General features: G+C 54.1%; 14 protein-coding genes. All 14 read right to left on the minus strand.

Annotated elements, in window-relative coordinates:
• Nucleotides 1-21: 21 nt before the first annotated feature.
• Nucleotides 22-1,344 carry a diaminopimelate decarboxylase gene (gene lysA, locus ACFSO0_RS18045; RefSeq protein ID WP_376882629.1) on the minus strand — a complete coding sequence of 441 codons (1,323 nt, stop codon included), beginning with the start codon at nucleotides 1,342-1,344 and terminating at the stop codon, nucleotides 22-24.
• Nucleotides 1,345-1,507: 163 nt separating this feature from the next.
• The gene (locus ACFSO0_RS18050; protein ID WP_376882631.1) at nucleotides 1,508-2,977 is read right to left on the minus strand and encodes a spore germination protein; all 1,470 of its coding nucleotides are present in this window, start codon (nucleotides 2,975-2,977) and stop codon (nucleotides 1,508-1,510) included.
• Complete coding sequence (gene spoVAEA, locus ACFSO0_RS18055; RefSeq protein WP_376882634.1) at nucleotides 2,940-3,545, minus strand: stage V sporulation protein SpoVABEA; 606 nt, start codon at nucleotides 3,543-3,545, stop codon at nucleotides 2,940-2,942. Before spoVAEA ends, ACFSO0_RS18050 begins: the two co-directional genes overlap by 38 nt.
• 32 nt (nucleotides 3,546-3,577) lie before the next feature.
• Nucleotides 3,578-3,928 (minus strand): stage V sporulation protein AE, encoded by a 351-nt coding sequence (gene spoVAE, locus ACFSO0_RS18060; protein WP_376882637.1) that lies wholly within the window; start codon nucleotides 3,926-3,928, stop codon nucleotides 3,578-3,580.
• A complete protein-coding gene (gene spoVAD, locus ACFSO0_RS18065; protein WP_376883261.1) occupies nucleotides 3,928-4,935 on the minus strand; it encodes a stage V sporulation protein AD in 1,008 nt (335 codons plus the stop codon). The genes spoVAE and spoVAD overlap by 1 nt, the downstream gene beginning before the upstream one ends.
• A 32-nt stretch (nucleotides 4,936-4,967) precedes the next feature.
• Nucleotides 4,968-5,453 (minus strand): stage V sporulation protein AC, encoded by a 486-nt coding sequence (gene spoVAC, locus ACFSO0_RS18070; RefSeq protein WP_376882639.1) that lies wholly within the window; start codon nucleotides 5,451-5,453, stop codon nucleotides 4,968-4,970.
• 99 nt (nucleotides 5,454-5,552) lie between these two features.
• Nucleotides 5,553-5,972 (minus strand): stage V sporulation protein AB, encoded by a 420-nt coding sequence (locus ACFSO0_RS18075; RefSeq protein ID WP_376882641.1) that lies wholly within the window; start codon nucleotides 5,970-5,972, stop codon nucleotides 5,553-5,555.
• A complete protein-coding gene (locus ACFSO0_RS18080; RefSeq protein WP_376882643.1) occupies nucleotides 5,969-6,583 on the minus strand; it encodes a stage V sporulation protein AA in 615 nt (204 codons plus the stop codon). The genes ACFSO0_RS18075 and ACFSO0_RS18080 overlap by 4 nt, the downstream gene beginning before the upstream one ends.
• 201 nt (nucleotides 6,584-6,784) lie before the next feature.
• Nucleotides 6,785-7,540: an RNA polymerase sporulation sigma factor SigF gene (sigF, locus tag ACFSO0_RS18085; RefSeq protein WP_376882646.1), complete on the minus strand. Its 756-nt coding sequence runs from the start codon at nucleotides 7,538-7,540 to the stop codon at nucleotides 6,785-6,787.
• Between the two features lie 12 nt (nucleotides 7,541-7,552).
• A complete protein-coding gene (gene spoIIAB / locus ACFSO0_RS18090; protein WP_376882648.1) occupies nucleotides 7,553-7,999 on the minus strand; it encodes an anti-sigma F factor in 447 nt (148 codons plus the stop codon).
• Between the two features lie 2 nt (nucleotides 8,000-8,001).
• On the minus strand, nucleotides 8,002-8,352 hold the full coding sequence (gene spoIIAA / locus ACFSO0_RS18095) for an anti-sigma F factor antagonist (protein ID WP_376882650.1): 351 nt from the start codon (nucleotides 8,350-8,352) through the stop codon (nucleotides 8,002-8,004).
• Nucleotides 8,353-8,500: 148 nt separating this feature from the next.
• On the minus strand, nucleotides 8,501-9,688 hold the full coding sequence (locus ACFSO0_RS18100; protein ID WP_376882652.1) for a D-alanyl-D-alanine carboxypeptidase family protein: 1,188 nt from the start codon (nucleotides 9,686-9,688) through the stop codon (nucleotides 8,501-8,503).
• A gap of 120 nt (nucleotides 9,689-9,808) precedes the next feature.
• The gene (locus tag ACFSO0_RS18105) at nucleotides 9,809-11,887 is read right to left on the minus strand and encodes a methyl-accepting chemotaxis protein (protein WP_376882654.1); all 2,079 of its coding nucleotides are present in this window, start codon (nucleotides 11,885-11,887) and stop codon (nucleotides 9,809-9,811) included.
• Between the two features lie 177 nt (nucleotides 11,888-12,064).
• A complete protein-coding gene (locus ACFSO0_RS18110; RefSeq protein WP_376882657.1) occupies nucleotides 12,065-13,024 on the minus strand; it encodes an ABC transporter ATP-binding protein in 960 nt (319 codons plus the stop codon).
• Nucleotides 13,025-13,028: the final 4 nt, after the last annotated feature.

Below are 13,028 nucleotides of genomic sequence, written 5' to 3' on the forward strand. Positions count from 1 at the left end.
GAGGCGGTGTGTGAGTGCGTTTCAACGCTGCAGCTGGGCCCGTTTCGGCAGCAAATCATGTCCGATGATGTCTGCATAGCTCTCACGCTTGACGACCAGCTCTGCTTCGCCATCTTTGACGAAGACGACGGCCGGCCGCGCTATTCGGTTGTAATTGTTGGACATCGAATATCCGTAGGCTCCGGTGCTCGGTACCGCCAAAATGTCTCCTGCAACAGCCGGCGGGAGCTTGACATCCCAGATCAGCATATCTCCGGATTCGCAGCATTTTCCTGCAATGGAGACGACTTCCGTAGCAGACTCGTTCATCTTGTTGGCGATCGCCGCTTCATACTCCGCCTGGTACAAGGCAGGGCGGAGATTATCCGTCATCCCGCCGTCTACGGCGATGTATTTGCGCACATTTGGAATTTCCTTCTGCGATCCGATCCGGTAGAGCGTCGTGCCGGCGTCGCCAACGACACTGCGCCCCGGCTCGATCCACAACTCCGGCAGCGGAATGTCGCGGGCAGTCAGTTCTGCCCGTACAGCGTCTGTGATCGCCTTGATATACGTTTCAGCAGGCTGCGGCGTATCCCCCTCCACGTAGCGAATCCCGAAGCCGCCGCCGACATTCAGCACTTCCGGCAAGAAACCAAACGCCGCCTTCGCTTCGCCTAACAATTCCGCCAGCTTTTTCACCGCGACGAGGAATCCCTCGGTCTCGAAAATTTGCGAGCCGATGTGGCTGTGCACACCCAGTAAATGAAGATGATTGCTTTCAAAGGCGTACTTCATCGCTTCCAGCGCTTGCCCGTGTTTCACGTCAAATCCGAATTTGGAATCGACCTGGCCCGTGGAAATGTATTCATGCGTATGCGCCTCTACGCCCGGCGTCACGCGCAGCAGCACCGAGACCTTTTCTTTGCGCTCGGCAGCCAGTTGGTCAAGCAGGTGCAGTTCATAGAAGTTGTCAACGACGAAACAGCCGATCCGGGCATCGAGCGCCATGACGATCTCGTCCAGCGACTTGTTATTGCCGTGAAAATGGATACGCTCGGCCGGGAATCCCGCCTGAAGCGCCGTATACAGCTCTCCCCCTGAGACGACGTCGAGCGACATGCCTTCTTCTTCTACCAGCTTGCACATCGCCATCGTACAGAATGCTTTGCTCGCATAGGCTACCTGGAAGGCGAAGCCGGTCTTACGGAACGCCTCGATATAATCCCTGCACTTGCGGCGGATCTGTGCTTCGTCGTACACGTAGAGCGGCGTGCCGTACTGCGCCGCGAGCTGTGTCGTGTCACAACCGCCAATTTCCAGGTGTCCTTGCTCATTTACTCGACTTGTCCCGTGTAAAAACATGTGTCTTTCCTCCCAGTTCTTCTGCCAGGTGTCGACTTTCTATAGAGAAAGGCAACCGACAAGATGTCAGTTGCCGTACATACCAAGCGCAATAAGGCTACCCAATCAATTTACTACATGCACGTTCATTTGACAATGGGTGTAGATCGGCGTTATCAGAATATTATTGCCTGGAACTATTTTGCGAACGCACGATACTCGGCCGATTGTTTTTACTGGGCACGGCAAGCCTGACCATGACATCCAGGAACCCTTTGTAATTAAACGGGATGAAGGGCCAAAGATAGGGAGTATTGAGCGAACGCGTCGTAGCAAGGCCGATCAGCACGAGGGTCAATCCGATCATCAGACCTGGCGTGGCGAAGAAGCCGACCATGAGGATCAAAAAGATGCGGACCAGACGGTTGGCGAGACTGAGTTCATAGCTGGGGGTCGCAAACATGCCGATCGCGGCCACCGCCAAATAGAGGATGATCTCCGGGGCAAACAACCCGACCTTGATCGCCACATCCCCCACCAGGATGGCGGCCAGCAACCCCATCGCCACCGACAGCGGCGTAGGCGTATGAATCGCGGCCATCCGCATCAGGTCAAGTCCGACCTCTGCCAGCAAAAATTGCGCCAGCAGCGGAATGCTGCCTTTGTTTTTGATGCCCAGAAAATGCAGCGAGTCCGGTATCATGGACGGATGCATGACGAGCAGCAGCCAGATCGGCAAGATGAAAAGGGAAGCGAAGATGCCAAAAAAACGGACCCAGCGCAGGTATGCCCCTACCACAGGTGTCTGCCGATACTCCTCAGCGTGCTGGACGTGGTGAAAGTAGGTCGCCGGCGTGATCATGACACTTGGGGAGTTGTCCACGTAAATCAGGACGTGCCCTTCCAGCAGATGCACCGCCGCCACATCCGGCCGCTCCGTATAACGAACCATGGGGAACGGGTTTAATGTCTTCCCGATGATAAATTCCTCCACCGTCTTCTCCGCCATCGGAATCCCGTCAATCTGGATGTTCTGCAGGCGCTCCTTCAGCGTATCGATGATCTGCGGATTGGCGACATCCTGCAAGTATGCCACAGCTACGTCCGTCTTGGTACGCTCGCCGATTTGCAGGATTTCAAAGCGAAGCCTCTCGTCCCGAATCCGCCTGCGGGTCAGTACAGTGTTGATGACCAGCGCTTCGGTGAAACCGTCATGTGCCCCCCGGACGATTCGCTCGGTGTCCGGCTCCTGCGGGGAGCGGACCGGCAATATTTTCGTGTCCATGATAATGGCTTCACTGGACCGGTCAATGATCAGCCCGACTTGTCCGACCAGCAGCTTGTCCATGAACTCATCGGTTTTCGTGACTTTTTCGAGCTGGAAGTACGGGATGTACTTGTAGAACAGGTAATCAAAAATATTGCTATGGACATCTCTGCTGCGCAAGTCATTCAGGTCGCGCATGATGTTCGAGACGAGGTGGCTGTCCGCGAAGCCGTTTATGTAATACATCACCACTTTGGTGCTGCCGATGAAATATTCGTGAGCGCCGATGTCAAAGCTCGTGCCGACGCCCAGCCGGTCGTTCAGGTACTCCTTGTTCTCGTCGACATTGTCAGAGATGGGGCGGCGTTTTTCCGTTACCTGTGTCATGTGTACCACTCCTTTCCAAGATCCACTGCACGGCGAGGCGGGTAATCGGGCATCCATTTTGCAGGCTGTCTCTCCCCTCCATTTTGCCGATGTCACCGATGCCGATCACATTTTGCACCTGCAGTGCATTCAGGATATCTACCGTATCCCCATAGATGCGATGCTTCAGCTCTTTGTTCGCGTAGCCGTCTTTGTCCACCGCTTCCTCCACGATGCGTCCGCTGTTGTCGACGGAGTAGGCGACGGTCGCTCCCTGGACGAGCCGCGTGTTGGAGGCAACTGCGATGGCGCCGATCACCTCGATGTCCGGATGTTTGACCAGATACTCGATTGCCCGCTCTCCCCTCCCTCTCCCAAAGTCGCCGTTATCATCAAACATGACGAGGACGGGGTCATGGGGAGCCATCTTGATCAACTCCACCATCTGACTCCCCCGCAATGGCGTCGGATTACCGGCAGAAAGCGAAATGCACCGACCTCCCAACTCTTTGGCGACCATCTCGACTGCTTTTTGTGCGACATGGTCTCCATCCGTCACCAGGATGACCTTTCTTGGCTGTCGATCCACCTGCGTTCACCGCCTTTGCCTGTGTGGTCCGCCTAGCCTTTGGGCTTGAAGACGAGCGAAGCCAGAAATCCGAAGGCAATGGCGGCGGAGATGCCCGCGCTTGTGACCTCGAAAATTCCCGTCACGACGCCAATCAATCCATGCTTCTCCGCTTCTCCGATGGCTCCGTGGTAGAGGGAATGACCGAAGCTCGTAATCGGAATGGTCGCGCCCGCCCCGGCAAAATCGATGAACCTGTCGTATACGCCGACGAAATCGAGCACAACCCCTGCCACGACCAATGTGCTCATGACGTGTGCCGGGGTCAGCTTGGCAACATCGAGGAGCAGCTGGCCCACGACGCAAACCAGCCCTCCAATCACAAAGGCAATCACGTATTCCATCATTCTCCTCCTTCTAACGCTACGGCATGTGCGATACACGGTATCGAGTTTCCTTGTTGATAACTGACCGGACTAAGCAGGGCTCCGGTCGCGCAGACGAGCACTTTTTTCAGCAGTCCCCTCTGCAGTTGATCCATGATGTAGCTGTACGTGACGACGGCGCTGCTCGCACAGCCGCTCGCCCCTGCGAAGACGTCCTGATCCGGGCGGAACACCATCAGTCCGCAATCGTTGTACATCGGCTCCATGTTGTAGCCGTCCTGGCGCATCAGCTCTTTGACAATCGGATAGCCGACTGATGCCAAATCCCCTGTTACGATAAGGTCATACGTCTGCGGTGAACGGCCCGTGTCCTGAAAATGCGTTTGCAGCGTGGAGACGGCGGCAGGCGCCATCGCCGATCCCATGTCGAACGGGTCTTTGATGCCCATATCCACAACTTTGCCAATCGTCGCATAGGTGATGCGCGGCCCGGAACCGCCGATGCCGACCAGGCCCGCTCCTGCGCCCGTCACCGTCCATTGTGCGGTAGGCGGCTTTTGTCCGCCGTATTCAGTGGGATAGCGATACTGCCTCTCCGCCGTGGCATTGTGACTGCTGCAGGCTGCGATGACCCGATTGGCGTAACCGGCGTTGACCAAGGCAGCCGCAGTGGCAAGCGTCAGCATCGAGGTCGAGCAGGCGCCGTACATTCCCAAGAGCGGGATCGCCAGCTTCTCCGCGGCAAAGTTGGTCGTAATATTTTGGTTGAGCAAATCGCCCGCAAGGATGGCGTCAACATTCTGATCTGTAATGCCCGCTTTTTGCAAGACGGTCGTGACCGCATCTTCCATCAGCTGGCGTTCTGCATCCTCCCACGTCTGCTGTCCCGCGTACATGTCGTCATGAATCTTGTCAAACAAAGCTGCCAGCGGCCCTTCCCCTTCCTTGGGACCGACTGACACAGCAGACGCCTGCAAACGGACGTCTTGCGCGAAATGCCATGTCTGCCGATTGATCCGGGCCATTTGCTTTTTGCTCTCCACCGTTACCCCTCCCTTCAGAAGATCATTTTGAACAACGTCTTGATGATGCCCGCGATAAAAGCAGCCACCACCCCGAAAACGATAACAGAGCCGGCAAGCTTGAACATGTTTCCGCCAACCCCGAGAACGAAGCCCTCGCTGCGATGCTCGATCGCAGCTGCAGCGATGGAATTGGCAAAACCGGTGACCGGCACAGCCGAACCAGCGCCTGCGTACTGTCCGATGTTGTCGTAGACGCCGAATCCGGTCAACAGCACGGAAATAAAAATGAGTGTGGCCACGGTCGGGTTGCTGGCGGTCTTTTCCGTGAAGCCGAAGAAGTGAATGTACATATTTTGCAGGATTTGCCCAAGCAGGCAGATGGTTCCGCCTACCCAGAAAGCCCGGATGGAGTTGAGCAGGACATTCCGCTTCGGCTGATATTTGGACGCCTGCTGCTGATAGAGCTGCTTGGTCATCTGCATGGAGCCCATCGATTTTGATTTCGCCTTGGTCGTCATTTTCCCACTCCTTCTTTTGTCAGTTTCAAGTCATATGGTCACCTGTACCTATATCGTTCCTTTTTCAAAAGATGCCTATGAATAGAGGTATTTACCAGTTCACAAGTGAAGAAACCACTGCACAAGCGAGCCGGTCACTTTGCCCAGGACAACCGCCATGAGCAAGTAGAGCAGATTCCCGTCCATATGGATGCGCTTGGCGAGGATCGGAAACACGTTCAGCACCTCCGTCAGTCCTGCCGCCAAAGTCCCAACGAAGATTCCCGCCAATCCTCCGTAGATGGATGTCACGAATACAGGAAGTCTGGCGCGCCATTGAAAAAAGTCGATGAGCGTGAAAAAGATCGCCCCCATGACGAGGGACCACTCGAAAGCGCGGATATAACGATGGGCGCAGGTCAGTTGGGTCAGTCGCGGGATAATGTCAAGCACGGTGATAAACGCGACCAATCCGCTGCCCACAGCAAGCCCTCCCCCCAGCCCGATGACGACGAGCAGCAAAACACTCCAGATCGTCATACCTTTGTTCGCTGGTTCTCCTTGTTTTCATGCTGGATGTAGTATTGGTCGAGGCTTTGCTGGTAGAGAAACAGTTCCACTTCCAGGGGGCTGGGCTCTTCGTTGATTTTTTTCTTGAAAATGTGATTGAAAAACAGGATCATTCCCATCCCGATCCCGATCGAGTACGGAATCTGCAGCCACAGCGGCTGCTTGCTCTCCTGCCCGGTAATCAGATAGAAAATGCGCTGATGCACCTGCAGCATGCTCACGTCGGTGTGGAAGTTCATGATCGCCAGACCCGAACCGACGAAGAGCAGGAGCCAGACCACAACGACAAGTGCGATATTGGCATTTTTCTTCGGATTGAGCACCTCGACGATCGACTGCGGCGCTCCCTGAATGTCCAGCTCGACTTCCGGATAGGCGGAGCGCAGACGCTGGATGACCTGCATAATGTCGATGATGATCAGGTTGCCGTCCTCCGGCTTGACGCGGTAAATCGGCATGCGCTTGATGGCTTCTTCCCGCTTTCCATCCCAGTAAATCTGACAGACGTCCCCCATTGTGATGAGGGCTTCCGGTTTCACCGCCAGTCGTTTGCGCAAGCGTAAAAACATCGGCTCTTTCATGCAAATAGTTCCCCTCCTTCTGTTTCCGCGCATGTATTCGCTAGTATGTGCCCCTCCCCGAAAGCCATACCTTCTTGCCAAAAGCCGCCTTCGCTGCCCGAGTTGCAAAGGAAAAAGCATGGCAGCGCCAAAGATAAGGCGCGGCCATTTATTTGCGCAAAAAAACACCAAAGCCGTTGCTCTGGTGCGTTCCTGTTTTGCCTATTGATCGATCTGATCCTTGATCGTTTGCAAAATGCGCTTTTCCAAGCGAGATACTTGCACTTGCGAAATGCCGAGCCGCTCCGCCACTTCAGACTGGGTATGATCCTTGTAGTAGCGCAAATAGACGATAAGCTGCTCGCGCTCGCTCAGACGGCTGATGGCATCCTTCAGCGCTATTTTCTCGAACCATTTGTTCACGCCGTCATCTGCAATCTGGTCGATCAGGGTGATCGGGTCGCCGTCGTTTTCAAAGACAGTCTCGTGAATGGAGGACGGCGCCCTGCTCGCTTCCTGGGCAAAAACGACCTCCTCCGGTGTGATCCCCACCGCTTCTGCCACCTCTGCAATCGTGGGTGCTCGGCCGAATTGTTTGTACAGCTCATCCTTTGCGCGTCGGACCTTGTTCGCTGTTTCTTTTAACGATCGGCTGACCTTTACGGTGCCGTCATCGCGTAAAAACCGTTGAATTTCACCAATGATCATCGGCACGGCATACGTCGAAAAACGCACGTCATAGGAAAGATCAAACTTGTCCACGGCTTTCAGCAATCCGATACACCCGATCTGAAACAAATCATCCGCCTCGTAGCCACGGTTGATAAAGCGCTGGACGACGGACCAGACCAGCCGGATGTTGCTGTTCACGAGCAGCTCCCGTGCATCAGCATCTCCGGTCTGGCTTTTGGCGATCAATTCTTTCACTTGGTCATTGGTCAGAAATGGTTGACTCGCATTTTTAATATCGGCACCCATTTGGCACTACCCCTAATTTTGCAAGGCTTTGGCAAACGACAGGCGTTTGGTCAGGCGCACCGTCGTCCCATTGCCGACAGCCGTCGCCACTTCCAAAGAATCCATGAAATTCTCCATGATGGTGAAGCCCATGCCCGAACGCTCCAGCTCCGGCTTCGTGGTGAACAGCGGCTGCATCGCCTGCTCCACATCTTCAATCCCTTTCCCTTTGTCCTCGACGACGATTTCGACAGTTCCATCCTCAATTTGCACGGAGATATGTACCACACCCTCCGGATCTTCGTCATATCCATGTATGATCGCATTGGTCACGGCTTCGGAGATCACCGTCTTGATCTCTTCCAGTTCATCCATCGTAATATCCAGCTGCGAGATGAACGAGGCGACGGCTACGCGGGCGAATGCTTCGTTTTGACTCAATGCTGCGAACGACACCGACATGAAATTGCGTTGTGTCATCGTTACGCCACCCCCAGGACAAGCAATGCGTCTTGCTCATTCTCACGAAACTTGATCACCTTGAACAGCCCGGACATCTCAAAGATCCGGTAAATCGTCGGATTGATGGAGGTCACGTACATCTCTCCGGAGCGCGCGGATATTTGCTTGTACCTGCCCAGAATCACCCCGATGCCCGAGCTGTCCATGAACGTCAACCCGGCCAGGCTGAGGACGATATGGCGAATTTCGGGGGCGCGTAAAATTTCATCCACCTTGCGGCGCAGCTCTTCTGCTGTATGATGGTCCAGCTCTCCTTGCAACCGGATGACCAGCACATCTTGTCTGGTCTCCATCGCGATTCGCAAACTCATAGCTGACTCACTCCTTCATCCCGTAATAGAACTCTCTTTCTTCTTTCTTCAAACCAATTCCTGCCAGTCGACAAAAGAACAAAAAAATCGAGCAGCCACCGTATTTCATTCGAGGCAACCCGATTCTTTTCGCGTTCATGCTGTCCGCTTAATAGCTGATGAAAACGTTTTTGATGGTTCGCTTAAGAATCTCCCACATGCCTGCTTTTGCCACGGATTGCTCCGGATACAGATCAACCCGGTTCACTTCCTTGCCGTCTTTCGTCCGGATAAATATGTGGCCGATCACCTGGTCCCGGCTGACCGGCGCGTTGACACGCTGATCGAGAACGACCTCGCGAACGTAATGATCCGCAGTCTCGCCTTTTTTCATCAGCAGGCTGACCGAGTGCGGTGTGACGGCATTGACTTGCGGTACCTGGCCCTTGTCGACGATAATCGGCTGCACCGCTTCTCCTTTTTTGAACAGCGGCAAAACCTGAAAATGAGTAAACGCGTAGTTGAACATGGTAGCGACTTCATTGTTTCTCGTCTTGACATCCGGTTCGCCCATGACGACGGCGATGATCCGCATGTTGTTGCGCTTCGCGGTAGCCGTCAGACAGTACTTGGCTTCTCCCGTATAGCCTGTCTTGAGGCCGTCGACGCCTTCGTAAAAGCGCACCAGCCGGTTTGTGTTGACCAGCCAGAACGGGTTCGCGCTGTCTTTACGCAAGTAGTCCTGGTACGTTCCGGTAAATCGGGTAATTCCCTCGTGTTTGAGCAGTTCCCTCGACATAATGGCAATATCGTAGGCAGAGGAGTAATGATTTTCTGCCGGCAGCCCGTTGGAGTTAACGAAATGGGTGTTTTTCATCCCCAACTGTCTGGCCCGCTCATTCATCCGTGCGACAAATCCCTCTTCCGTGCCGGCCAGATGCTCGGCCATCGCCACGGAAGCGTCGTTGCCCGAAGCGATCGCGATCCCTTTGATCATATCTTCGACCGTCATTTCTTCGCCGGGCTGTAAAAAGATCTGGGAGCCGCCCATGGAGGCCGCTCTTTCACTCGCCCTCACTTTATCCGTAAGTTTCAGTTCACCTCGTTCGATTGCCTCCATGATGAGCAGCATCGTCATCACTTTGGTGATACTGGCCGGCGGCATTTTTTCGTTTGCATTCTTATCGTACAAAACAGTGCCCGTATCCGCTTCGATCATGACAGCAGAACGCGCATGGGGCGCAAAATTCATCTCTCCATTTTGGGGTCCAGATTTCTCAGCAGCAAAGACAGCCGTCGGAGAAAAGAAGGTGAAACACATGATGAAGCATAGAGCGAGATATCCAATCCGTTTCATAGCAGTCTCTTCCCTCCATTCATGGCTTTATTCTCACCAATGGAACAGGAAAATATTCACTCGAAAGCCTGGTTTTGCGGTAGAAAAAATCCCTTCCGCGGCTGCAGAAGGGAGCTGTGGTCAGATGATGAAGCGGCTTACGTTTTCCGTCAACTCGTCTGCCATTTTTTTCAGTTGTTCCACATTTTCGTTGATACGCGCGATCGAATGGAGCTGTTCGTCGACCGTCTCCGCGACGCCCGTGATGGACTGGCTGATTTCATCCGACATCGAAGCAAGGCGTTGCATGGAATTCGTAACGACCTGGTTGCCTGCCGCCATTTCTTCGGAGGTCGCCTTCATCGTTTCGCTCTGTTCAGCTGCCGACTGGATCTCCGCCACGATGTGATGGAAGACTGCTCCCACGGATTCGACCGATTGGAGACCGCCGTTAACCATCGTTACGATTTCATCCATGTGCTTTGTCATATCCATCGCTTCATCGTTGATCGAGTGCGCAATAAAGGCGATCCGCTCCGAAAACGAGTTGCTTTCCTCCGCCAGCTTGCGCACTTCACTTGCAACTACAGAGAAGCCGCGCCCTGCTTCGCCCGCACGTGCTGCTTCGATCGCCGCATTCAGCGCCAGCAGGTTGGTCTGCGAAGCGATGCTGCTGATCATCTCGACAATGCTCGTAATCTGCCGCGCCCGTTCGCGCAGGCTGTGCATCTGCTCGGCTGTGCGCCCTACCTCGATTGTAGCCTGACGCACCGTGCCAATGACGTCTTCCACCAGTTGCAGCCCGCCCTGTGCCCGCTCGAAGGTGCGCGTCGTCGCATCAGACGTCGATTCTGCCGCGATGGCCACCTGCTCGACCCCTTGGGAAATTTCCGAGACGGTATGCGCCGTGGCTTGCACTTCGCTTGTTTGCGTAGAGACACGCTGTGTGATGGAAGAAATGTTGTTCGTGATGACGCTGATCGCCCCTTTGTTTTCTTCGGCAAACAGCGTCAGTTCACCGGTCGCGATGTTCAACTGGCTCGCTTGTCCCTGAACCAGTGCGATGAGCTTGCGCAGTTCAGCCGCCATTTCGTTCATCTTGCGCCCGACCATAGCCAGTTCGTCGTTACCCTCGACATTGACATGGATGTCGAATCGTCCGGAACCGATCTTGTCCATATCTTGTGCGATGGAAAACAGCGACGAGCGGATGCGACTCGCAAACCACCAGATCAGCCACACCGAGATGGCGATGACCGGAATGCTGATGAACGCGAGGTACCAGCCCATGCTGTTGACTTCGCCGTATACCTCATTGACGCCTGTCGACAGGACGATGTGCCAATTCAGGATCGGGATGGGTGCAAACGCGGCGAAGCTCGCTTCCCCATTGACTGTATAGAGCAGGCTGTTGCTCGCAGGCTTTTTCAGCATCTCCATCATTTCGCTGTACTCGCTTTTCCCGGCGATGGAGAGCTTGTTGATTTGCGCAGGGTCTTTATGGGCGACGACCAACCCATCCGGCTTGACGACGAAAGCGTAGCCGTTTTTCATGAACGGTATTTCCTGCGTTTTTTCCAGAATTTCGTCGATGGAAAAACCGACGACGAACAGCCTGCTCTCATCTTTGCTCTGTTCTCCTACAGGTGTTGCAATATAAAGAAAGCTCTTATTGGTTCCTTCAACGATTTCCTCGTCCGACACGACAGGACTTTTGCTTTGAAGCGCGTCCTGGAAATATTTTTTCTGCTTGAAATCAATCTCGCTCTTCCCTGTAAGGGAGTAGAGCGCTCTCCCGGTCGTGGTGTCGATCAGGTAGATTTTCGATATTTCCTTGTGGCTTTGCCGCAGCAGGGTGAATTGCTCCCGGATGAGTGGCTCCAGGTCCGTCGTCATCACGCGCTTGGAAGCCGTCTCCTTCGTCGAGGTCAAAATGGCTTTCACCCAGTCGCTCATGCTGGTGGCATGCTGCTCGGCCAGCATTTTCGCTTGGTTCGAGGTAATGTTGATCAACGTAGATTTGGAAATAGAAAGCGCCACGTATTGCAGGGAAGCGATGATAATAAGGACAAGAATCAGGCCAAATACGATCATTTTCGTGGCAATCGAGCCCTTGAGCCGTCCGGCAGCCGTATCGACCAGTACCTTGAATTTCTGAACGTGTTTTGCTGAGCCTCCGAATCCCTTGCCGCTCCAGCCTGGAACGGAGATTTTTTTCATGGAAACTCCCCCCATTTTACGCATTACTCCACTTTTTACCATGCGAAAAGCTTAAAAAAATACCTCTGATTTACATGCTGCAGGGTACTATGGACCCTTTTTTCATCAGAGGCAAAATCGCAATTTGGAAAAGGAAGCGAGTCCTCATCCGAACGACCTGAGAACCCGCTGGATTACTTAGTTATACAAGTGGCATGCAGCAAAGTGACCTGGCTCGATTTCTTTCCACTCCGGCGCGGCAGCAGCGCACTCTGGCATTGCTTTCGGGCATCTGGTGCGGAAATGGCAGCCGCTTGGCGGATTCATCGGGCTCGGAACATCTCCTTGGAGAACGATGCGCTCCCGATTGCGCTCGACTTCCGGGTCCGGAATCGGAATCGCGGACAAGAGCGCCTGGGTGTACGGATGCAGCGGTTTCTCGTAGAGAGAATCACTGTCAGCCAGCTCTACCATTTTGCCCAGATACATAACAGCCACACGGTCGGAAATGTATTTCACCATGGACAGGTCATGGGCGATAAACATGTACGTCAGGCCCATTTTCTCCTGAAGCTGCTCCAGAAGGTTGACCACCTGCGCTTGTACGGATACGTCCAGCGCTGAAATCGGCTCGTCGCAAACGATGAACTTCGGCTCTACGGCGAGAGCGCGGGCAATCCCGATCCGCTGGCGCTGACCGCCGGAAAACTCATGCGGGAAGCGGTTCATGTGCTCCGGGTTCAAGCTTACCAGAGACAGCAGCTCCTGGATGCGCTCCTTGCGCTTTTGACCAGATGCGAGGTTGTGAATGTCCAAGGCCTCGCCGATGATATCCCCAACCGTCATACGCGGATTCAGAGAAGCGTATGGGTCCTGGAAGATCATTTGCATGTTGCGGCGCATCGCTTTCATTTCCTGTTTGTTCAGGCTCATGATGCTTTTCCCTTCAAACAGGACATCCCCACCTGTCGCATCGTACAGACGGAGCAGCGTACGGCCGGCTGTCGATTTTCCGCAGCCGGACTCCCCTACGACACCAAGAGTTTCTCCGCGCTTGATATCGAAAGAAATATCATTTACCGCTTTCAGTGTATTGTCGCCAATGGTAAAAAACTTTTTGAGATTGCGTACTTCAATCAGCGTATCACGCTTATCCACTGTT

This window comes from Brevibacillus sp. GCM10020057, assembly GCF_042683565.1.
Taxonomy (GTDB): Bacteria; Bacillota; Bacilli; order Brevibacillales; family Brevibacillaceae; genus Brevibacillus.

Bases quoted from the DNA above. Each gene is read 5' to 3' on its own strand.
- sigF (WP_376882646.1), bottom strand. From the start codon at position 7,540: ATGGGTGCCGATATTAAAAATGCGAGTCAACCATTTCTGACCAATGAC.
- spoVAC (WP_376882639.1), bottom strand. From the start codon at position 5,453: ATGACGACCAAGGCGAAATCAAAATCGATGGGCTCCATGCAGATGACC.
- ACFSO0_RS18105 (WP_376882654.1), bottom strand. From the start codon at position 11,887: ATGAAAAAAATCTCCGTTCCAGGCTGGAGCGGCAAGGGATTCGGAGGC.
- ACFSO0_RS18100 (WP_376882652.1), bottom strand. From the start codon at position 9,688: ATGAAACGGATTGGATATCTCGCTCTATGCTTCATCATGTGTTTCACC.
- lysA (WP_376882629.1), bottom strand. From the start codon at position 1,344: ATGTTTTTACACGGGACAAGTCGAGTAAATGAGCAAGGACACCTGGAA.
- ACFSO0_RS18075 (WP_376882641.1), bottom strand. From the start codon at position 5,972: ATGACGATCTGGAGTGTTTTGCTGCTCGTCGTCATCGGGCTGGGGGGA.
- spoVAD (WP_376883261.1), bottom strand. From the start codon at position 4,935: ATGGCCCGGATCAATCGGCAGACATGGCATTTCGCGCAAGACGTCCGT.
- spoIIAA (WP_376882650.1), bottom strand. From the start codon at position 8,352: ATGAGTTTGCGAATCGCGATGGAGACCAGACAAGATGTGCTGGTCATC.
- ACFSO0_RS18050 (WP_376882631.1), bottom strand. From the start codon at position 2,977: ATGACACAGGTAACGGAAAAACGCCGCCCCATCTCTGACAATGTCGAC.
- spoVAE (WP_376882637.1), bottom strand. From the start codon at position 3,928: ATGGAATACGTGATTGCCTTTGTGATTGGAGGGCTGGTTTGCGTCGTG.
- spoIIAB (WP_376882648.1), bottom strand. From the start codon at position 7,999: ATGACACAACGCAATTTCATGTCGGTGTCGTTCGCAGCATTGAGTCAA.
- ACFSO0_RS18080 (WP_376882643.1), bottom strand. From the start codon at position 6,583: ATGAAAGAGCCGATGTTTTTACGCTTGCGCAAACGACTGGCGGTGAAA.